A 21,657-nucleotide genomic window follows, 5' to 3' on the forward strand; every position below is an offset into this window, starting at 1 on the left:
CCGGGTATTCCGTGTCACGGCCCGTGATGGATGCGGCGGGTGCCGTCCGGTCGGCGCTCAGTCGCCGGCCCGGTCGGCGAGCAGTTCCCGGGCGGCCCGGGTGCCCGAGGCGAGGGCGCCCTGCACGCTGCCGGTCGCGCGGTGGTCGCCGCAGACGTAGCGGCCGTCGGTCGCACGCGTCGTACGGCTCGTCGGCCACGGCGGCGTCATCGCGGGCAGTGCTCCCCGGACGGTGTACGTGGCGACCGGTGTCCAGTCGCCGGTGTCGGTGCCGTACAGCTCGGCCAGGCGGCGCAGCACGGTCCCGTCCGCTCCGGGGCGGTCGGGGCCGAGCACGGAGGTGGAGACCAGCGAGGTGCCCGGGGGTGCGTAGGCGGGCGCGGCCTCGGTCAGCACGCAGGTGTTCAGTACCGCGCCGGTGCCGTCCACCACCAGGGTGGGTTCGGCCAGGGGGGTGCGGGGCGCGGCGTGGTAGTAGGTGGTGACGGTACGGGTCTCCGGGACCTCCTGGCCCGGCAGCAGACGTGCCGCCGTGGCCGCGTCGGTCGCCACCACCACGGAGGGCGCCCGCAGTTCCCGTCCGTCCGCCAGGAGTACTCCGGACGCGGTGACCGCCTCGACGGGCGTCTCCAGCCGGAGGACCCCTTCGGGCAGGCCGTCGGCCAACTGCGCGGGGACGGCGCCGATCCCACCGGCGGGCAGACAGAGGGTCCCCCTGACCATGCTGCGCCAGACCAGGTGGAAGAAGCGTGCGGAGGTCTCCAGCCGGTCCTCCAGGAACACCCCGGACAGGAAGGGCCGCAGGATGTCGGTGACCACCGCGTCGGAGACTCCGGCGCGGGACAGGGCGTCGGCGGTGGACCGGTCGGCGCCCCGTTTCAGCAGACCGGCGGGGAGCAGGGTGTCCCGGGCGGTGAGCGCGGCGAGGGCGGCCAGGTCACGGGCGTCCAGCACCCTCCCGGGCAGCAGCGTTCCCGCCGCCCGGGGACGCCGGGTCGGATCGGCGAGGCGGACGGCGCCCGCCGGGGTGTGCGCGAGGATGCCGGGGGTGAACGGCCCCAGGCGCAGGGCGCGCAGGTCGAGGCGCCTCTTGACCTGCGGGTATGAGGTGTTGAACACCTGGAACCCGCGGTCGAGCAGGAACCCGTCCCGCCGGTCCGTGCGCATCCGTCCGCCGACCGCGTCGGAAGCCTCCAGCAGCGCCACCCGCCGGCCGGCCCGGCACAGGTCGAGGGCGCAGGCCAGACCGGCGAGCCCCGCTCCGACGACGACCGTGTCCGGGGTCCCGTGGTGGTGAGTCGTCATGCGCGCCCCTCCTTCGACAGCGGCCTCCGCCGGCCGGGAGACCGGATCCACCCGAGCACGTTCCGCCCGGTGAGGCCAGGCGGCACCGCCGTCGGGTACCCGAGAGGACGAGCGACGTCACCTGTGTACGACCGACTCCACCACCGCGACGGCCTCCGACAGGCCCGGCGGGTGCGGCAGCCCCGGTGAGGTCTGCCCGGCCCAGCCGGGGCCGAGCGTCAGCACCACGGGTTTCCTGCGGGCGCCGCGCACGCCCCACTCGATCGCCGAGACGTGCTGGGCGAGCGGCCGGCTGGCCGTGGTGCGGGACTGCGCCCACAGCCCCACCGCGGCCGGGCCGGTCCTGCGGACGGCGGTCACGAGCGACTCGACGGGCAGGGCGCCGCCGAACATGCGGACCGGCAGGCCCCGTTCGGCCAGCGCGGCGGCCAGGACCTCCAGGGGCAGCGTGTGGTTCTCCGCGGGCACGCAGGCGAGCACCGTGGTGGCGCCGGGCCGGTCGGCGACCACGGGCGGTGCGTGGCGGCGCAGGGCGCCGGAGACGTGCCAGGACAGGAAGTGCTCGACCTCGACGTACCGCTCGCCCGCGGTCTCCCACTTGCGTCCGACGGCCTGGAGCGTCGGCATGATCACCTCCGTCCAGGCGGCGACCAGGCCGTGCTCCTCGATCGCGTCCTCCAGCAGTTTGTCGAGGGCGGCGGCGTCGAGTCGCAGGGCCGAGCGGGCGATGCCCTTGCACTCCTGGCGTACGTCGCCGAGCCGCATGCCGGTGCCGGCGCGGCTGCGTTCCGGAGACGGCGGCCGGGGAGCGGGCCGGCGCGGGGGCGTGTCGGGGGCGGCTTCGCCGAGGGCCAGGCGGGCGGCTTCGGCGGGCGGCAGCCCGGTCGCGGTCAGCGCGCACATCCGTTCCAGCCGGGCGAGGTCGCCGGCGGTCCAGCGGCGGTGCCGGCCGCCGGTGTGCGCGGCGGGACCGAGCCCGTAGCGGCGGTCCCACGACCGGACGGTGGTCGGCGCCACCCCGAGGCGCCGTGCCACCTCGCCGGTGGTCAGCCCGCCACCGCTCCGGGCATCCGCCCCGGCATCCGTCTCATCGTCCCTGTCCAGACCCACATCTCCACCTTACGACGCACAAACGACGCATGTTGTGTGCGTCGTTCGCTCTCACAAGACTGCTTTCCAAGCGCTGCTGCCAACGAATCCCACACCGTCCGGAACCCGCCGCGCGGGTGGCTCTCCGCCTCGGACAGCGCAGACGGCAGGAGGAACAGATCATGAGCACGAAAGCGCGACACTCCGACGCCCCCGCCGGTCCGCCGGCGAGCCCGCCGGACGAGGAGGAGCTGGCCCGTGGTCTGTGCGCGTCCGACGAGGTCGCCTTCGCGGCCGTCTACCGGCGCTGGGGCTCCCTCGTCCACACCCTGGCCAGCCGCTCGCTCGGCGACCCCCACGAGGCCGAGGACGTGACGCAGCAGGTGTTCATCGGCGCCTGGCGCGGACGAGCGGGTTACCGCCCGGAGCGGGGGCCGCTCGGCGGCTGGCTGGTCGGCATCACGCGCCGCAAGATCGTCGACGCCCTGGCGGCCAGGACGCGCCGCCTCGCCCTGGTCGAATCGGTGGCGTACGACGCCGACGGGCACCGCCACGACGCGGGCGTGGACGAGGTCCTGGACCGGGTGCTGCTGGTCGACGCGTTGTCGCGGCTGCCCCGCGGCCAGCGCGAGGTCCTGTGCATGGCCTTCTACGAGGACCTCACCCAGGCCCAGATCGCCGAGCGCACCGGCACGCCGCTGGGCACCGTCAAGAGCCACACCCGCCGCGGTCTGCACCGGCTGCGCGAGGGGATCGAGCAGGGCCGCGCCGACGAGCGGGCGGCGGCCCGCGAAGAGAAACCGCACCCCATGGCGCATCCGTCGTGACGCCCGTGCCCGAACCAGATACGAGCCATCGACGAGACCGCCCAGAAGGGCGCCACTCGAAGAAGGGATGATCCTCATGGCTTCCCGAATCCCGCTCATCCTCGGCGCGTCGGCCGGAGCCTGCGCCCTGGCCCTCACCGCCGCCGCACCCGCCCTGTCCGCACCCGCGGGCGGCGGTGACGACTCGGCCATGGTGTCCGTCTTCCACGGCGTCCCGGGACTCGACGTCGACGTCTACGCCAACGGTGACAAGCTGCTCAGCGACTTCAAGCCCGGCACGGTGACCGACCCGCAGTCCTTGAAGGCGGGCACCTACGACATCCAGGTCTTCGAGGCCGGCCAGGGCCCCGACGGCACCCCGGCCATCGAGAAGGAGGTCAACGTACCCGCCGGCGGGAACGCCACCATCGCCGCGCACCTGTCCGCCGACGGCACACCCCAGCTGACGGCCTTCACCAACGACGTCTCCGCGGTCGACGACGGCCAGTCGCGGCTGACGGTACGCCACGTCGCCGCCGCGCCCGCCGTGGACGTCCGCGCGGACGGTCAGCCCGTGTTCAAGGGGTTGGAGAACCCGAAGCAGGACACCGCCGTGGTCGACGCCGGCACGGTCTCCGCCGATGTGGTGCTCGCCGGCACCGACACCGTGGCGATCGGCCCGGCCGACCTGAACCTCAAGAGCGGCACGAGCAACGTCGCCTACGCCTGGGGCAGCGCGGCCGACAAGAACCTGGCACTGGCGACCCAGACGCTCGACACCACGGGGGCCTCACCGAGCGCCGGCTCCTCGGGCGCCAACGCCGCCGGCCTCGGCCCGAACTCCTCGGAGCAGTGGCTGGCCTGGGCGGGCGTGACGGGCCTGGTCACCCTGACCGGCGTCCTGGTGATCCGCCGGGCCGCGGAGCACCGTGGGTGAACCGGCCCCGGCACACCGGCAGGAGGGCAGCGGTGCCACATGTGGACCCCGCGCATCTGGTGGAACTGGCACTCGGAAACGACGTCACGCACGACGACGTCGGCGCCCTCCGGCACCTCGCCGCGTGCGGGCGCTGCCGGGAGGAACTGCACCTCATGACCCGGGTCGTCATGGCGGCCCGCGGAGTCGAGGAGCCGGACCTCCCGAGCGCCCCTCCGGCACATGTGTGGCAGCGGATCACCCAGGGCCTGTCCGAGCCGGACGAACCCACCTCACCGGCACCCGCGGACGAGGGACGTCACCCGCACACGGCATCGGCCACGCCGCACCGCGACCGACCCCGCACCCACGGGCGCCGCGCGGCCGGAGCCGCACTCGGGCTCCTCGCCGGGGCGGCGGCCGTTCGGTGGTGGCGCAAGCGGTGAGCGCGCCTCCGCGGCCGGGGCCACGCGCCCGCCGGTCATCAGCCGAGCAGCAGCGCGTCATCGATGTCTCCCGCGTCCCCACCCCGCGCAGGGGCAGGCCGACGGAACCGGTGCACCGCCCCTGAGCGAGCGGTTCGCGAGCGCCCGGAGAACGTACTCCGGGCAGGCACTCGCCGGGACCGGGAAACGTCGGAGATCATGAAGCATGCGACCGGACGACTGGCACGTCACCGAAGACCTCGACGAATTCCTCGCCCGCGCCGGAGACTTCCTGCGCTCACGCCCCGCCCTGCACACCACTCCGCTGACCACGCTGGAGAAGATGCGCACCCGGGAAGCGAAGGTGTTCGGCACCGAACCCGTCGTGTTCGGCCTGCTGGAGGCGGCGGGCGAGGTCCACGCGGCCTTCTACCGCCTCCCGTCCCGGCGCCTCACCCTCACCGCCCTCTCCCCCGAGCAGGCCGAGGTCCTCGCCTCCCACCTGGCGGGCCTCGGTCTCTCCGTCACCGGTGTCACCGCGGACCACGACACCGCCACCGCGTTCGCCGAGGCCTGGCAGCGGCACACCGGCGCCGCGTCCGCGCACAGCTGGCGGGGCCGGCTCCACCGCCTCGGCACGCTCACCCCACCGGAGCCGCCGCCGGCGGGCCGGGGCCGGGCGGTGGACGAGGCGGAGCACGAGCACCTCATGGGCTGGTGCCGCGAGTTCGCCGCGGACGTCGGGGAAACCGTCTCCATAGACGCCGCCTCCTGGGCCGGCACCCGCTTCGCCGAGAAGCGGTACACCTACTGGGAGGCACCGGACGGCACACCCGTCTCCATGGCGGGCGTCAACCCGCTGGTCGGCGGCCAGGTCCGCATCGACCCCGTCTACACCCCGGCCCGGCTCCGGGGCCGCGGCTACGCCGGCGCCGTGACCGTCGAGGTCACCCGGGCCGCGCTGACCGCGGGCGCGACGGACGTCGTCCTGTTCACCAACCCCGCCAACCTCACCAGCAACGCCCTCTACCGGCGCATCGGATACCTGCCGTACGCCGACTTCACCAGCTACGACCTCTCCCTCCCGGACGCCCCCGCACCCCGCCTCCGCCGGGACGGGTGAACGCACGACCATTGACACACCTCTCCGGGCCGTTCAAGGATGACCTTCGTTGACAACGTTGTCGCCTGGTGAAGAAGGACCATGATGGGCCCCGTTTCCCTCCCTGTCGGCCGCAGGCTCCTGCTCCAACTGCTCGGCGCGAGCGGCGCCGCGGCCGCGCTCCAGCCGGTGCTGAGCACGTCCCCGGCCGCCGCCGCCTCCGGCCCGGCCGCGGCCAGGTCCGTCGATCCGCCCGACGAGGTCGCCGCCACGTACCACCGCGTCCTGCTGAGGCACACCCGCTGGTCCGAGACGCAGTGGGACGAGGCCAAGGGGACCTACACGGACGAGTACTTCGGCTTCGCCGTCGTCCTCGGACACGCCGTGCTGCTGACGCACGGGAGCTTCGACGAGCACGAGGCCGGCGTCGACCGGGAGACCCTCAGGCGCCGGACCCTGGCGACCCTGCGCCACTTCGCCGCCTCCAACCGGCTCACCGGCGGCACCGAGTGGGGCCGCACCCTGTTCTTCGACACCACGTTCCAGTCGTACTTCATCCTCGCCGCGCGCCTGCTCTGGGACGAGCTGGACGCGGGCACCCGCGCCGCCGTCGACACCATCACCCGCGAACAGGCGGCGTACACCCACTCCCTGGGCACCGGCGACGACCCGGCCTCCGGGGACTGGACGCCCAACGGCCTCCAGGGCGGCCACGTCGGTGACACCAAGCTGGAGGAGATGGGCCTGTACGCGCAGACCCTCGCCCCGGCACTGGCCTGGGCACCGGACGACCGGCGCCGGGCCGACTGGGCCACCGACTACGGAACCTGGTCGCGCAACGAGGGCGGGCTGCCCGCCGCCGACCTGGCCAACCCGGCGCGCGTGGACGGCGTCCCGGTCTCGCGCAACACCGCGCACAACACGTACGACACGTTCATCGTGGAGAACCACGGCTCGTTCGGGCCGCACTACCAGGCGGAGATGTGGCGCACCTCGGGCCGCAACGCCGCGCACTTCCTCGCGGCGGGCCAGCCGCTGCCCGAGGTCCTGACCAGGCAGCCCAACGCGGAACCGCTGTGGCGCACGCTGCTGGGTGTCATGTCGAACGCGGGCGAGCCGCTGATGCCCATGGTGAACGACCGGGAGCACCTGTACGGCAGGGACGTGATCCCGCTCGCCTTCCTCTCCCGGGTGGCCGGGGACCGGGCGGCGGCCCGCGCGGAGGCGGACCTGGCCGAGCGGCTGGAGGCGTACCAGAAGTATCCGCCGGAGTACCGGCTCGCGAAGTTCTCGGGCGAGCCCAAGTACGAGCCGGAGGCACGCGCGGAACTCGCGATCAGCTACCTGTTGCACGTGTGGCCGACCGCCGGCCGCGGGGTGCGCCCGATGTCGCGCGAGGAGCTGTTCGCGCACGCGGCGGGCGTCACCGACTTCGGGACCGGACCGGGTCTGGTCTCCCACCAGTCCCCCGCCGCCTGGGCGGGCGTGGTGACGAAGCCCGGGTTCGTCAAGTTCGGCTGGCAGCCGGGGCACGACGACTGGCTGTTCCGGCTCAGCGGCGCCACCCCGATGTTCCTGCCCTCGACGGCCGCGCAGGTCACCGGCAGGCAGGTGCGGGTGCACACCGCCCTGCGCGACGGGTTCGACGGCAGCGCCACGGTGCTGCGGCTGGGCGAGGGCTTCGCGGGGTACACGACACTCCCTTCGGGCGCTGTCGTCTACGCCTCCGACGGGGCGGGAGCGGGCGGTTCGCGGCTGGAGGTGCACAACCTCACGATGCCCGGTGTGGCCGGCCTGGACGGCAGCCGCACCTACCGGTTCGCGGAGGGTTCGGCCACGGTCCGCGCGCAGGACGCCTCGCCCGAGGCGAAGGGACGCGTGGACGAACTGGCCTTCCCGGCCGCGACGGTGCGCCACGTCAGGATGCTGGGCGTGCGGCCCGACCCGACGTACGGGTACTCGCTGTACGCCGTCGAGGTCCGCGCCGGTGACGGCACCGACGACCTCGCGCGCGGCAGGGCCGCGACGGCCTCCTCCCAGTCGGCCGGCATGACCGCCGACCTGGCGGCGGACGGCGACGCCGGCACCCGCTGGGCGGTCTCCCGCGAGGACAGGAAGCGCGCGGACAGCTGGTGGGCGGTGGACCTCGGCGCCGCCCGCGCGGTCGACCGGGTCACCCTGCGCTGGGAGGCGGCCGCCGGACGCTCCTACCTGATACAGGGCTCGTCCGACGGCGAGCGGTGGACGGACCTGGCCACCGGACCGGCCCCGGCGCTGCGCAGCGAGGGCGGCTGGCTCGACATCGACGGCCGCGCCGGTCTGGTCGTCCGTGGCGGCGACGGCGGGCACACGGTGGCGGTGTACGGCGACACGATCGTGCCGGCCGAAGGGGCGCGGGACGCCGTCGTGATCGAGGGGCACTGCGGTGCGTCCCCCGCCGAGTTGCGCGCGCTGGCGGGCCGGCCGGCCCCCGTCGCCGAGGACGCCCGGGTCCGCGCGGCCCTCGTGGACGATCACCTGAGCCTGTTCAACCTCTCGGCGGACCCGGTCGACACCGGGGTCGAGGTGCCGCAGGAGGGGCGCCACCGGCACGTGTACGAGGGCGAGCAGACGATCACCCGGCAGGGCATCGGCTACACGGCGCACCTGGACGCGGCCTCCGCGCTGCTGCTCCCGCCCCGGTTCACGCTCGTCCCGCTCTCCGGCGGGAGCCTGCCGCCCGGGCTGCGGGTCAGGGTGAGTGACGGGGCGACCCTGCACCTGTCGGGCCCCCGCTGCCGGGTGCGGATCGAGGCCCAGGGGCGCAGCACCGTCACGTCCGTGCGCACCGGGCACGAGGTCCGTGTCACGCTACGCGGCGCGCGGCCCTTCCCCCACGACGACCACGCCCTGGGCCGGAACACCTTCCCGACCAATCCGCTGCCGCCGGGGATGTCCGGCCCGGGTGCCGCCGTGGACGGTGCCCCCGACACGGTGTGGCGGCCGGGCCGGGACGGCCGCATGGTGGTCGACCTCGGCGCGAACACCGAGGTGCGCCGGGTGGAGGCGGAGTGGACGACCGGTTCGGCCCCGGCGGCCCGCGTGGAGTTCAGCACCGACGGTGTGCGGTACCGGCGGGTGGGGACGCTGACCGGTCACGGGCGGGTGCGCGCGGTCGCGTACCGGGGCTCGGCCCGCTACGTCGCGGTGACGGTGGACGGCACGCCCCGCGCCGACGAAGGGCTGGTGCGGCTCTCCGTGAACTGAGGAGGACCGGGTGACGGAATGACGCCCGGCAAGGCCGTGCCGACCCCCTTCGGGTGAAGCCTGGCCACGACCGTCGTGTGACCATCACGCGATTCACTCGTTTGAGAGATCAGCAACAGCAGATCCTCGGTCGTGGAGGGCACCGCTTATGCCCGTCAGTCGGTTCCGTGAGAGAAGTCGCTCGGTTCAAGGGCGTGTGCAGAGAGCCGAGTCCGTGCTGGTCGAGCAGTACGGCGGCCTGGTACGCCTGGCGTACCTGGTGCTGCCGGCCTCGTTGGGCAGGCACCGCAGGGTCCTCAGGGCCCACTCCCTCGCCCAGCGGGCACTGCCCCGGACCGGCGGCGGAGCACGGCCGGCGCCCGCTGTGCCTGCTCCGCGCGACGGTGCCGAGCGGGTCGCGGCCCACATCGGCAACGATCTGCGCGTCGCGGTCCTGCGCGCCGCGCTCAAGGACGGGCGGCGCGCGGACAGCTGGGCGGGCCGGGCGACGGCGGTGTGGCCGCCGCGCCGGCTGCCCATCGTGCTGGGGCTGCGGCTGTTCCCCCGGTCGGGCAACGCCGACGACATGGCCCTGGGCCGGGTTCTGTCCGGCGCGGAACCGGCCGCCCGGGGCGCGTTCGTCCTGCGGCACGTGGACGGGCTGTCCGAGCCGGAGGTCCTGGAGGTGCTGCGGGCCGCCGGCGTCGGGGATCCGGCCGGGGCCCTGGACGCCGCGGACCGGCTCGGCCCCGGCAACGGTGCGGCGGCGCGTGCGCTGTCGGCCGCGGGACCCAGCGAGTTCGACGCGTGCACGGTGCGGGCGCAGCCGACGGACCTGCTGCGCCGCAGGCGGCGGACGCGGCTGGCGGGCGCGGTGGTGCTCGCCGCACTCGTCACCGCGACGGCGCTCGTCGCCACCGGCCAGGACACCGAGGGCTCCGCCGTGGCGGGGTCCGACGCCGCACGGTCCGCCCACGCGCCCGCCGCACAGGACCTGCGCCGCACGGACCCCGCGCTGTGGGCGGACACCTCACGGGTGGACTTCACCGCCTGGCCGGCCCGCGGCGACCGGACCGACGACACGGCGCTGCTCACCCGGGCCCTGGAGACCTGGTCGAACCCGTCACGCGGGGACACGGACGTGTCCTTCGCTCCGGGCACACCTGCGGACCCTCCGCCCGGCGCCCCGCAACTGCTCTACGCGGGCGAGGTGGACGCCCGCACGGTCGTCCTCCTCCACGACGGCCGACGGCTGGCCCGGTACACGGAGCCGGACGCCTCCGGTGGTGAGCCCGCCGCCCTCTCCGTGGCGCGGGCCGACGACGCGGACGTCACCACCGCCGCCGCGGTCGCCGTGACGGAACGCGACGGAGCGGCCCGGTACCTGCTGGCCCCGTGGATCGCCGAGGCCGGCACCCGTGACCTGCTGCGCCCCGACGACGCCGCCCGCGACCTCGACGTCTCGGCCGCCGGTGTCACCGAGCCCGTGCCGGCGACACCGGCGGGCGGGTCCTGCGAGCGGCGCACGGTGCTGCAACTGCGGTCGTCCTCCCGCATCGTCGAGGACCACTCGTTCCTCCTGGCCGACCGGGGCGGCCTCTCCCCCGTGCACCTCACCTACACGCCGCTGCCCGGTGCCGGCACACCCCCGGCCCGACAGCCCAGGGAGGCCACCGGGAGCGCCGCCCTGGTGGCCTGGTCCCGGCTGGCGTGCGGCCTGGACGGCCTCTCCGGCGAGGGCGAGCCGGTCCGCGCCGTCAACCTCTGGGACTTCGCCGACCAGCGACTCCCCCAGGACGCCGGACGTGCCGTGTGGTCCTGCGCCCGCGCCGTCACCTGGCGCGGCACCGACGAGGTCTCCGTGGACCTGCGCACCCGCGACGCCGCCCAGCCGGTGGTACGGGCCCGGGGGACGGCGGCGTGCAGCCGGTTCGGCCAGCACGTCGTGGCCGACACCCGCTGGCGTTCCCCCGACGGCGACTGGTACGTCCTCGCCGCCGGCAGCCGCGCCGTGACGGGCCTGCGGGTGACGGGTGAGGTCACGGCCGAGAGCGACGACCGGACCCTGGCGGTCCGGGCGCCCCGGGAGGCCGAGGCCGAGGTCACGGGCCGGCTGCGGACCGGCGAGGACCTGGCCGCCCTGACCGGCGACGGCCGCCGATGAGTTCCGCCGGCGGCGCGGGTCCACCCTGACATGACGCACATCATCGCGGACATCTCGGTCTCCCTCGACGGCTTCGTCACCGGACCCGACCCCGGCCCGGAGAACGGGCTGGGCACGGGCGGCGAGCCGCTGCACACCTGGGCGTTCTCCGACGACCCCGACGACCGCCGCATCCTGCGCGAGGCCACCGCCCGGTCGGGTGCGGTCGTCCTCGGCCGCCACCTCTTCGACGTGGTCGACGGACCGGGCGGCTGGGACGACACGACCGGCTACGGCGCGGGCGAGGTCGGCAAACCGGCCTTCGTCGTCGTGACCGGCTCACGACCGGACTCGGTGCGCCTCACCGGCCTCGACTGGACCTTCGTCACGACCGGCCTGGCCGACGCGGTCGCCACCGCGCGCGAGCGTGCCGAGGCGGCCTCGGCGGCCGCCGGCCGGGACCTCGACGTCGTCCTCATGGGCGGCGGCTCCCTGATCGGTTCGGCGCTCGACGCGGGACTGGTCGACTCGCTGACGCTCCACCTGGCACCCGTCGTGCTGGGCACCGGGACGCCGCTGTTCCCGGGCCGGGCTCCCCGCTCGCTGGTACAGCGGAGCGTGACCCCGACGTCGACCGCCACCCACCTGACCTACGACGTGCTCTGACGCCGGGCGGCACCTCCTTCGGCCGTCCCGCGGATCTCGGCCGGCCCGCGGATCTCGGCCGGCCCGCGGATATTCGCGTGCGCCGAGCGGCGGCGGGCGCTAGCTTCGTCCGCATGAACGTCATCGGCCGAAGCACCTTCGCGACCGCGCGAGCGACCAGCTCGCCGGCCGCCGCCGCCTGACCTTCTCCCTTTCCCACCGGCGACCGGAAACGGCCCGTCGGTGGTCTCGTGGCGTTCCGGCCCCTCGCCCCGCCGCCCCGCTCGCACGGACCGTTCTCCGGTGCCTCCCGCCACGCAGCGAAGGAGTCACCCCCATGGACACCGAGCAGATCGTCCGCACGTTCACCGAGTACTACGAGGAGCACGGTCACCGCCGGATCACCGGCTCGACCCTGCTGCCCCCGCCGGGCGACGCCGTGCTGTTCACCACCTCCGGCATGCATCCGCTCACCCCGTACCTGGAGGGCCGTCCGCACCCGCTGGGCCGGCGGCTGGTCAACGTCCAGCGCTGTCTGCGCACCACGGACCTGGAGGAGGTCGGCGACAGCACCCATCTCACCGTCTTCGAGATGCTCGGCACCTGGTCCCTGGGTGACTACGAGAGCCGGCAGAGCCTCGACTGGGCCCACCGGCTGCTCACCGAGGGCCTGGGGATCGATCCTGGGCTGCTGCACGCCACGGTGTACGGCGGCGGGGACCAGGTGGGACCGGACACCGAATCGCTCCGGCTCTGGCAGGAGCGGGGTGTGCCGGTGGAGCTGACGGTGGAGGACAACTGGTGGTCCAACGGTCCGGTCGGCCCGTGCGGACCCGATTCGGAGATCTTCCTGTGGACCGGTGACACCCCGCCCCGGTCGACACCCACCCGCGACGACCGCTGGGTGGAGGTGTGGAACCACGTGATGATGCGTCACCGCCGTCTGGACGACGGCAGCCTGGTGCCGCTCCCGCAGCGCAACATCGACACCGGCCTCGGCCTGGAGCGCCTCTTCTCGCTGCTCCAGGGCAGGTCGTCGGTGTTCGAGTGCGACGTGTTCGACCCGTGGCGGCGGCTGGTGCCGTCCCTGTGGCCGCTGGACGAACCGTCGCTGCGGCTGGTCGTCGACCATCTGCGCTCGGCCGTCGTCATCATCGGTGACGGGGTCCGCCCGGCCAACACCGGCCGCGGGTACGTGCTGCGCCGCCTCGTGCGGCGCGTCCTCACCGTGCTGTGGCGGGACGACCCGTCGCGCGCCCTCGGCGACCTGCCGCAGGAGCTGGTCTCCCACACCCTGGACCACTTCCGGCAGGAAGGGGACCCGGAGACCGTACGGCGACTGCTGCTGGAGGAGGAACGCCGGTTCCGCGGGCTCCTGGAGCGCGGCCGGAGCGTGCTCTCCAGGCCCCGTTTCCGCGGCCCGCTGGGAGAGGACGACTTCCACTACCTCCACGACACCCACGGACTCCCGCGCGACCTGGTGACGAGCCTGCGCGAGGAACGGGTCCCGGGCGGCCATAATCGCCCGCGTGAGCGAGACTGAGTCCCACGAGACAGCGCAGGAGATGTCCACCAGGGGCGGCACCCGCTGGCGCACCTTCGTGCAGACGGAGACCGGCAGCGCGGTCCTGCTCCTGGTGGCCGTCGTCGCGGCACTGATCTGGGCCAACATCGACGTCCACTCCTACGAGGCCGTGTGGCAGGCCCACTTCACGGTCGGCTTCGACACCCGCCACCTGTCGCTGACGGTCCACGAGTGGATCAACGCGGGGCTGATGAGCCTGTTCTTCTTCGTCGTCGGGCTGGAGGCGCGACGCGAGTTCGACATGGGGGAACTGCGGGACCGGCGGTGGGTGCTGCTCAGCGCGGTGGCCGGCCTCGGCAGCATGGTGGTCCCCGCCGTGATCTACGTCGTGATCAACGCGGGGCACGACTCGGTGCACGGCTGGGGCACGGCCATGTCGACCGACACCGCGTTCGCGCTGGGCATCCTGGCCGTCCTGCGCCGTCGGCTGCCGGCCTCGCTGCGGGCACTCATGCTGTCCATCTCGGTCGTCGACGACGTGGTGGCGCTGCTCGTCATCGCCGTCTTCTACAGCGACGAGATCCACCTCCCGGCGCTCCTCGTCGCCCTGGGCGCGCTGCTCGCCCTCGTCGTCGTGCTGCGGCTGGCGGACGCCGGTCGCGGTCTGTTCTGCGCCCTCCTCGCCGTGGTGGTGTGGGTGGCGCTGCACGAGGCCGGGGTCGATCCGGTCGTGACGGGTCTGGCGGTCGGGGCCCTGGTCATCGCCTACCCCGCGCCCCGTGGTGATCTGGAGCGGGCGAGCCGTCTCTTCCGGCTGTTCCGGGAGCAGCCGACGCCCGAGCTCCAGCGTTCGGCGGCGCGGGGCCTGGCCTCGGCGATCTCGCCGAACGAGCGGCTGGAACAGCGGTTCCTGCCCTGGGTGAGCTTCGGCATCGTGCCGTTGTTCGCCCTGGCCAACGCGGGGATCGAACTGAGCGGCGCGCGGCTGGCCGACGCGTTCACCTCGCCCGTCACGCTGGGCATCCTGTGCGGCTGCGTGGTGGGGAAGATCGTCGGTGTGGTGGGTTCCATGGCGGGCGCGCAGCTGTTGTCGGGGCGGCGGCTGCGGCCCAACGTGGGCTGGGGCTCGGTCACCGCCGCCGGATCGATCGCGGGGGCGGCCTTCACCGTGTCGCTGCTGATCGCCGCCATCGCCTTCGAGGGGGAGGAGCTGAACCAGGCGCGCATCGGCATCATCGCCACACTGATCGGCTCGTTCGCGGTCAGCTGGGCGGTCTCCGGGGTGATCGGCCTCCTGCCCGCGGCACGGCGGACGCGGGCCCTGCTCGGCACGTCCGAACCGCTGACGGATCTCGGGGTGGCGGTCGACGAGCGCCACGACCATGTGCGCGGTCCCGCGGACGCCGCCGTGACCCTGGTGGAGTACGGCGACTTCGAGTGCCCGTACTGCGGCCAGGCCGAGGGCGTGGTGCGCGACCTGCTGGGCAGTGAGACCGACGTCCGCTACGTGTGGCGCCATCTGCCGCTGACCGACGTGCATCCCAACGCCCAGGCGGCGGCCGAGGCGTCGGAGGCGGCCGCGCGGCAGGGCAGGTTCTGGGACATGCACGACCTGCTGATGGACCGCCAGGACGAGCTGGGCGAGCGGGATCTGCTGCGGTACGCGCGCGAACTGGGCCTGGACATGGAGGTGTTCCGTGAGGACCTGGCGCGGCGCCGGGGTGCCCGGCGGGTCGCCGAGGACGTGGACTCGGCGGACCTGAGCGGCGTGTCGGGCACGCCGACCTTCTTCGTCAACGGCAGGCGCCACCGTGGCGCCTTCGACATCGACGCCCTGAAGCGGGCGGTCGAACAGGCCAGGCGGCGGGCCCTGGCCGGCGGATGAGGTGACGTACGGTCAGGTGCCGCGGCGGGCCGCCGGGCGGCGGCGCTGGACGGCGCCGTAGGTCTTCTCCAGTGCGGCGGTCGACGCGTCGTAGGAGCGCTGGGCCACGCCGACGAAGAGGCAGTCGACGACGGCGAGCTGGGCGATGCGGCTGACGGTCGCGCCGGAGCGGAACGGCGTCTCCCGGGCGCAGGTGGTCAGTACGAGGTCGGCGCCGGTGGCGAGCGTGGAGCCGGGGTCGTTGGTCAGGGCGATGGTGGTGGCGCCGCGTTCGGCGGCGGCCTGGAGGGGTTCGGTGGTGTCCTCGGTCTCGCCGGAGTGGGAGACGGCCAGCGCCACGTCGCCGGGCCCCAGGAGCGCCGCCGCGGTGAGCGCGGCGTGCCGGTCGCTCCAGATGAAGGCCATGCGGCCTATGCGGTGCAGCTTCTGATGCAGGTCCTGGCCGACGAACGCGCTGGCCCCGACTCCGAAGATGTCGACCCTGCGGGCCCCCGCCACCGCGTCGACCGCCCGGCCCAGCGCCTCGATGTCGAGTCCGGCGCCGGAGTCCTCCAGGGCCCGGACCTCGTTGTAGATGATCTTGCCGACTATGCGGTCCAGCGTGTCCGTCGGGCTGATGTCGGTGCCGCCGTGCTCGGGAGGCTCACCGCCCAGGGCGTGTTCGCGTGCGGCGGCGGCGGCCAGTGCGAGGCGCAGCTGGGGGTAGTTGCCGGTGCCGATCGTGCGGCAGAACCTCATCACGGTGGCGGCCGACGTGTCCGCCCGCTCCCCCAGCGCGTTGATGGACAGTTCGGCGACCTGTCCCGGGGCGGCCAGGACGGCGTCGGCCACACGGCGTTCGGAGGGGGCGAGGGAGGGCCGGGCGGCACGGACTCGCGTGAGGATGTCGGCGAGCGGGGCGTCCTGTGCGGACTGCTCCGGCGTGCCGGACGAGGACTGGCGGACCATGGCCCCTCCTGAGTGTGGTGGACACAGGCTAGTGGGGCCACCCGGGTTGGTCAAAAATTTACGTACGGTCCGAACAGTCGTCACTTATTGACATCCGGAGTGCGGCATTCCCATACTCGGACGGCCCTCTCCCCACGCCGGCGACCCCACCGGCCAGTGTCTAGGAGCACGCGTGCGCCAGCTCGACCTCGTGGTGATCGTGGTCTATCTGATCGGGATCGCCTGGATCGGCCTGCGGAAGGCCGGCAAGCAGAAGTCGGCGAAGGACTACTTCGTCGGTGAAGGCCACATGCCGTGGTGGACGGTGTCCTTCTCCGTCGTCGCCACCGAGACCAGCGTCCTGACCGTGATCAGCGTTCCCGGCGGCGCCTACAGCGGCCAGGGCTTCGGCAACGTCGAACTCGCCCTGGGCTACGTCATCGGACGGGTCGTCGTCGCCACCGTACTGATTCCCCTCTACAAGCGCGGCGGGTTCGTCAGCGCCTACCAGTACCTGGGCGACCGGTTCGGGCTGAAGCTCCAGGGGCTCGCCTCGGTGACGTTCGTCTTCACCCGGCTGCTGGCCGAGGGCGTCCGGCTGTTCGCCTCCGCCATCCCCATCAAGCTGCTGCTCGACGAGTTCGGCGTGCACGCGAGCTACCGCGTGATCATCATCGTGCTCACGCTGATCACCGTGGTGTACACCTACCTGGGCGGCATCAAGGCGGTCATCTGGACCGACGCCATCCAGATGGGCCTCTACCTCGGCGGCGCGATCCTCGCCGTCGCGGTGCTCTCCGCCCACGTCGGCGGTGACGGCTACGCCCGCGCCTGGGACGCCGGACGGTTCACGCTCTTCGACACCGACTTCAACCTGGCGCACGTCCTCACCAGCCCGTTCGCCCTGCCCACCGCCATCATCGGCGGCGCCATCTTCGCCATGGCCAGCCACGGCTCCGACCAGCTCATCGTGCAGCGGGTGCTGGCCACCCGGACTCTGCGCGAGGGCCAGAAGGCCATGATCGCCTCGGGTGTCTTCGTCGTCATCCAGTTCGCCGCGTTCTCGCTCGTCGGCGCGCTGCTGTGGTCGTACAACCAGGGCCGGTCGTTCTCGGAGCTGGGTCTGTCCAGCTCGGACAACCTCTACCCCGAGTTCATCCTGAACGGGCTGCCCGTCGTCGTCTCCGGGCTGCTGGTGGCCGGCATCCTGGGCGCCGCGATGGGCTCGCTGTCCTCGGCGCTCAACTCCATGTCGAACTCGACGGTCGCCGACATCATCCACAGCTTCTTCCGCAGCACCCCGTCCGAGGAGTCGCTGCTGCGGCTCGCCCGCTGGATGACGCTGGTGTGGGCGACCCTGATGGCCGTCTTCGCGTGCGCGTTCAGCGCGAGCACCGGCAACGTCTACCTGACCGGACTGACCATCGCCGGCTACACCTACGGCGCGCTGCTCGGCGCGTTCCTGCTCGGGCGGCTGGTGACCCGCGCCAACGAGGTGGACTCCGTCGTGGCCTTCCTGGTCACCATCGGGGTGATGACGTACATCGTGCGCGTGGTCAAGATCGACGTCACAACGGGCGGGACGACGGTGTCGCAGGCGATCGCGGCCCAGTGGCTGGTGCCCATCGGGGTGGTGATCACCCTGGTCGTCGGCGGCGTGCTGAGCCTGTTCCACCCGGCACCGGCGGCCGGCGAAGGCGCCCTGGCGGGCGCCGAGCCGGGTACCGGCCCCGACCGGCTCACCGCGGCCGGCCGGAAGTGAGCGGGCCGCCCGCCAGCCCGGCCCTCTCCGGTCCGGACCCCTTCGCACAGGAGACGTCTTGCGTGTGATCGGCCTGATGTCAGGCACCTCCTACGACGCCGTCGAGGCGGCCGCCGCGGATCTCGTCCTCCAGGACGACGTCCTGGTGATGCGGCCCCTCGGGCATCTCTCGGCCCCCTACCCCGACGGACTGCGCGAGCTGATCGCGGGGTTCCTGCCGCCGTCGGAGACGACCGCCCGTACCGCCGCCGTGCTCGACACCGGCATCGGGCGCGCCTTCGCCGACGTGGCCGTCCGCGCCCTCGGCGAACTGTGCGACGGGACCGCGGACCTGGTGGTCTCGCACGGGCAGACCGTCTACCACTGGGTCGAGGACGGCGCCGTCCGCGGCACCCTGCAACTGGGCCAGCCCGCCTGGATCGCCGAGGCCACCGGTCTACCCGTCGTCTCCGACCTGCGCTCCCGGGACGTCGCGGCCGGCGGCCAGGGCGCCCCCTTGGTGGCCATGACCGACACCCTCGCCCTGGCCGCGCTGCCCGGCACCCCGGCCGCGCTCAACCTGGGCGGCATCGCCAACCTCACCGTCGTCGCCCCCGGCGCCGACCCGCTGGCCTTCGACACCGGGCCCGCCAACGCCCTGATGGACGCCGCCGTACGGCACTTCACCGAGGGCGCCCTCGGGTACGACGAGGACGGGCGGCGGGCCGGCGCGGGGCGGGTCGACGCGGCGCTGCTTCGGGTGCTGCTGGACGACCCGTACTACGCCAGGCCGGCCCCGAAGAGCACCGGCAAGGAGCGCTTCCACCTGCCCCACCTGCTGGACGCGCTGGCCCTGGCGCCGGTGCCGGAGCCGGACGACGTACTGGCGACCCTGGCCCGGCTCACCGCGGTCACCGTGGCCGACGCCTGCCGGGCGCACGGGGTCACCCGGCTCGTCGTCTCCGGCGGCGGGGCGCACAACCCGGTGCTGATGGGCATGCTCACCGACGAACTGCCCGGTGTGCCGCTCGGCCCCAGCGACGCGCTCGGGCTGCCGTCCGACGCGAAGGAGGCCCTCGCCTTCGCGCTCCTGGGCTTCCTCACGGTGCACGGCCTGCCCGGCGCGATCCCGTCGGGAACCGGTGCGCGCCGGGCGACGCTCCTCGGCAGCATCACCCCGGGCCGGGAGCCCCTGCGCCTGCCCGAGCCGGCGGCCCGACCGCCCCGTTCGCTGCGCGTCACGGACGAGCCGGTGTCGTGACCGCCGGCCCGGGCGGGGCCGGCCTCAGCCCATCTCTCCGGTACGGGCCTGGCGCCACAGGTCGACGCTGCCGTCGGCGACCGCGTACTTGTCGATCTCGGCGAGTTCGTCAGCGGTGAAGGTGAGGTTGTCCAGCGCGGCCACGTTCTGCTCCAGCTGATCGGTGCGGGAGGCACCGATCACCAGCGAGGTGACGCGCGGATCGCGCAGCGCCCAGGCGAGCGCCATCTGGGCCAGGGTCTGGTCCCGGCGGGCGGCGATGTCGTTCAGCGCGCGCAGCCGCTGGAGGGTGTCCTCGTTCAGCCAGTCGGCCGCGAAGGACTTGCCCTGGGTGGCGCGGGAGCCCTCCGGGACGCCGTCGAGGTAGCGGCCGGTGAGCAGGCCCTGGGCGAGCGCGGTGAACCCGATGACGCCGAAGCCCTCGTCGCCCGCGGCGTCGAGCAGGCCCTCGGTCTCGATCCACCGGTTGAGCATGTTGTACGAGGGCTGGTGGATCAGCAGCGGCGTGCCGAGGTCGCGGAGGATCGCCGCGGCCGCACGGGAGCGTTCGGCGTCGTAGGAGGAGATCCCGACGTAGAGGGCCTTGCCCTGCCGCACCGCGGTGTCCAGCGCGGTCATGGTCTCCTCCAGCGGTGTGGAGGCGTCCAGGCGGTGGGAGTAGAAGATGTCGACGTACTCAAGGCCCATGCGCTTCAGGGACTGGTCGAGGGAGGCGAGCACGTACTTGCGGGAGCCTCCGCCCTGGCCGTAGGGGCCGGGCCACATGTCGTATCCGGCCTTGGTGGAGATCACCATCTCGTCCCGGTACGGTGCCAGGTCCTGGCGCATGATCCGGCCGAAGTTGATCTCCGCGGATCCGTAGGGCGGGCCGTAGTTGTTGGCCAGGTCGTGGTGGGTGATGCCGAGGTCGAAGGCGCGCAGGGCGATCTCCCGCTGCGACTCGAACGGCTTGTCGTCGCCGAAGTTGTGCCAGTAGCCCAGCGACAGGACGGGCAGGTCGAGACCGGAGCGACCGGTGCGGCGGTACCGCATGGTGCCGTCGTAGCGGTGGGGGTCGGCGACGTGGTTCATGGTGGCTCTCCGGTGGGGAAGCGGGGGCGGGCGGCCCGTGACGGTCGGGTCAGCCGGTGGCGGCACCGAACCACCGGGGCAACCGGTCGAACAGGTCCTGCTGGTCGTCACCGGCCCATGCCACATGGCCGTCCGGCCGCAGCAGCATCGCGGGCACCTCCAGTCTCGCACCGACGTCCACGACGTGATCGATCCGGTCCGACCAGCCCGTCACCGACAGCCGGCCCGTCCGGTCGAGGAGCAGCCCGCGACCGGTGTGCGTCAGCTCGTACAGGCGCCCCTGCCGCAGTTCGACGTCCCGCATCCTCCGGCCGACGAGTTCGTGTCCGGCGCCGAGGTCGTAGCGGACGTTCAGCGCGGTGACCTTCTCGGTCAGGTGGCGGCTGACGTCCTCGAACCGCGTCAGTTCCGCCAGCAGGCGGCGCACCGCCCGCGGGCCGGGTTCGGTGGAGAGCAGTTCCATCTGGGCGCGGGTGTTGTCCAGCACGTCTGCGGCCACCGGGTGCCGTTCCGTGTGGTAGCTGTCCAGCAGCCCGTCCGGGGCCCAGCCGTTCACCTCTGCGGCGAGTTTCCAGCCCAGGTTGAAGGCGTCCTGGATGCCGAGGTTGAGGCCCTGCCCGCCGACGGGCGGGTGGATGTGCGCGGCGTCGCCGGCGAGCAGCACCCGTCCGGTGCGGTAGCGCTCGGCCAGCCGGGTGGCGTCGCCGAAACGGGACAGCCAGCGCGGCGAGTGCACGCCGAAGTCGGTGCCCGCGCACGCCTTGAGCTGCCGTCTGAACTCGTCCAGGGTCGGCGGGAGCGAGCGGTCCTCGGCCACGCCCGCGGCGGGCACGCCGACGCGGTAGAAGCCGTCCCCCAGCGGTCCGGCGCCGAACCGCTTCTGGGTCTCCCGGACCTCGGCCACGACGGCGGCCACCTCCTCGGGCTCCGCACCGACGCGCATCTCGCCGATCAGCGTCTCGGTGCGGGAGGGTTCTCCGGGGAAGCCGACGCCGAGCAGTTTGCGGACGGTGCTGCGGCCGCCGTCGCAGCCCACGAGGTAGCGGGCGCGCAGCCGGGTGCCGTCGGCCAGCTCAGCGGTCACGCCCTGGTCGTCCTGGCCCAGTCCGGCCAGTTCGCGGCCTCGCTCGACCTCGGCGCCGAGTTCGACGGCGCGCTCCGCCAGCAGGCGGTCGGTGACGGGCTGCGGGATGCCGAGGACGTAGGGGTGCGTGGTGTCCAGCTCGACGGGCGCGGACTTGGCGATGCCGGCGAAGAAGCCGCCGACCGGATACCTCGTGCCGTGTTCGAGGAACCGCTCCAGCAGGCCGCGCTGGTCCATCACCTCGATGCTGCGCACGTGCAGCCCGAGCGAGCGCACCACTCGGGTCGGCTCGGTCTCCCTGTCCAGCACCCGTACCTGTACGCCGTGCAGGCGCAGTTCGCCGGCCAGCATCATGCCGGTCGGTCCGGCGCCGACGACGAGCACGTCGATCATGAGTCCCCCATGGTGAGAAAGCGTCCGATCGGCCCGGCTGCCTCACGTGGGCCGCGGCCGAGGGCGCCGATTCTGCGCCACGGAGGGGCCCTTGCCGCAAGGCCCCCCATGCGC

General features: G+C 73.6%; 16 protein-coding genes. 11 read left to right on the forward strand and 5 right to left on the reverse strand.

All coding sequences use genetic code 11. The annotated features are described in order from the left end of the window. Window positions 1-57: 57 nt before the first annotated feature. Window positions 58-1,305 carry an NAD(P)/FAD-dependent oxidoreductase gene (locus ACZ67M_RS27795; RefSeq protein ID WP_469853315.1) on the reverse strand — a complete coding sequence of 416 codons (1,248 nt, stop codon included), beginning with the start codon at window positions 1,303-1,305 and terminating at the stop codon, window positions 58-60. 117 nt (window positions 1,306-1,422) lie between these two features. After that, window positions 1,423-2,409 (reverse strand): MerR family transcriptional regulator, encoded by a 987-nt coding sequence (locus ACZ67M_RS27800; protein WP_469853575.1) that lies wholly within the window; start codon window positions 2,407-2,409, stop codon window positions 1,423-1,425. A 167-nt stretch (window positions 2,410-2,576) separates the two neighbouring features. Between ACZ67M_RS27800 and ACZ67M_RS27805 the strand changes: the two genes are divergently transcribed. From ACZ67M_RS27805 to ACZ67M_RS27845, 9 genes are all read left to right on the forward strand, one after another. After that, window positions 2,577-3,221, forward strand: coding sequence for a sigma-70 family RNA polymerase sigma factor (locus ACZ67M_RS27805; protein WP_361359812.1), 645 nt, complete (start codon window positions 2,577-2,579; stop codon window positions 3,219-3,221). Window positions 3,222-3,297: 76 nt separating this feature from the next. After that, window positions 3,298-4,137, forward strand: a complete 840-nt coding sequence (locus ACZ67M_RS27810; protein WP_469853317.1) for a DUF4397 domain-containing protein — start codon at window positions 3,298-3,300, stop codon at window positions 4,135-4,137. A gap of 32 nt (window positions 4,138-4,169) precedes the next feature. Next, the gene (locus tag ACZ67M_RS27815) at window positions 4,170-4,562 is read left to right on the forward strand and encodes a hypothetical protein (RefSeq protein WP_469853319.1); all 393 of its coding nucleotides are present in this window, start codon (window positions 4,170-4,172) and stop codon (window positions 4,560-4,562) included. Window positions 4,563-4,767: 205 nt separating this feature from the next. After that, on the forward strand, window positions 4,768-5,664 hold the full coding sequence (locus ACZ67M_RS27820; protein WP_469853320.1) for a GNAT family N-acetyltransferase: 897 nt from the start codon (window positions 4,768-4,770) through the stop codon (window positions 5,662-5,664). A gap of 84 nt (window positions 5,665-5,748) precedes the next feature. Beyond that, on the forward strand, window positions 5,749-8,889 hold the full coding sequence (locus tag ACZ67M_RS27825) for a discoidin domain-containing protein (RefSeq protein ID WP_469853576.1): 3,141 nt from the start codon (window positions 5,749-5,751) through the stop codon (window positions 8,887-8,889). Between the two features lie 148 nt (window positions 8,890-9,037). Then, entirely contained in the window at window positions 9,038-11,032 is a 1,995-nt protein-coding gene (locus tag ACZ67M_RS27830) for a hypothetical protein (RefSeq protein WP_469853322.1), read from the forward strand. 30 nt (window positions 11,033-11,062) lie between these two features. Continuing rightward, on the forward strand, window positions 11,063-11,677 hold the full coding sequence (locus tag ACZ67M_RS27835; protein WP_469853324.1) for a dihydrofolate reductase family protein: 615 nt from the start codon (window positions 11,063-11,065) through the stop codon (window positions 11,675-11,677). Window positions 11,678-11,993: 316 nt separating this feature from the next. Continuing rightward, window positions 11,994-13,199, forward strand: coding sequence for an alanine--tRNA ligase-related protein (locus ACZ67M_RS27840; RefSeq protein ID WP_469853326.1), 1,206 nt, complete (start codon window positions 11,994-11,996; stop codon window positions 13,197-13,199). 22 nt (window positions 13,200-13,221) lie between these two features. After that, window positions 13,222-15,066 carry a Na+/H+ antiporter NhaA gene (locus ACZ67M_RS27845; RefSeq protein WP_469853579.1) on the forward strand — a complete coding sequence of 615 codons (1,845 nt, stop codon included), beginning with the start codon at window positions 13,222-13,224 and terminating at the stop codon, window positions 15,064-15,066. A 12-nt stretch (window positions 15,067-15,078) separates the two neighbouring features. Here the strand turns inward: ACZ67M_RS27845 and ACZ67M_RS27850 are convergent, their stop codons facing one another. Further along, the gene (locus tag ACZ67M_RS27850) at window positions 15,079-16,014 is read right to left on the reverse strand and encodes a MurR/RpiR family transcriptional regulator (RefSeq protein ID WP_469853328.1); all 936 of its coding nucleotides are present in this window, start codon (window positions 16,012-16,014) and stop codon (window positions 15,079-15,081) included. A 172-nt stretch (window positions 16,015-16,186) separates the two neighbouring features. Between ACZ67M_RS27850 and ACZ67M_RS27855 the strand changes: the two genes are divergently transcribed. Together ACZ67M_RS27855 and ACZ67M_RS27860 are read left to right on the forward strand one after the other, a co-directional pair. Beyond that, window positions 16,187-17,755: a sodium:solute symporter gene (locus tag ACZ67M_RS27855; protein WP_361359785.1), complete on the forward strand. Its 1,569-nt coding sequence runs from the start codon at window positions 16,187-16,189 to the stop codon at window positions 17,753-17,755. A 58-nt stretch (window positions 17,756-17,813) separates the two neighbouring features. Next, complete coding sequence (locus tag ACZ67M_RS27860) at window positions 17,814-18,995, forward strand: anhydro-N-acetylmuramic acid kinase (RefSeq protein ID WP_469853330.1); 1,182 nt, start codon at window positions 17,814-17,816, stop codon at window positions 18,993-18,995. Window positions 18,996-19,019: 24 nt separating this feature from the next. On the opposite strand, the gene mgrA is transcribed toward ACZ67M_RS27860, so the two are convergent. Both mgrA and rox read right to left on the reverse strand, forming a co-directional pair. Further along, window positions 19,020-20,066: an L-glyceraldehyde 3-phosphate reductase gene (gene mgrA, locus ACZ67M_RS27865; protein ID WP_392104366.1), complete on the reverse strand. Its 1,047-nt coding sequence runs from the start codon at window positions 20,064-20,066 to the stop codon at window positions 19,020-19,022. A 49-nt stretch (window positions 20,067-20,115) separates the two neighbouring features. Beyond that, window positions 20,116-21,543: a rifampin monooxygenase gene (rox, locus tag ACZ67M_RS27870; protein WP_469853332.1), complete on the reverse strand. Its 1,428-nt coding sequence runs from the start codon at window positions 21,541-21,543 to the stop codon at window positions 20,116-20,118. Window positions 21,544-21,657: the final 114 nt, after the last annotated feature.

Source organism: Streptomyces sp. NPDC107500, assembly GCF_055582785.1.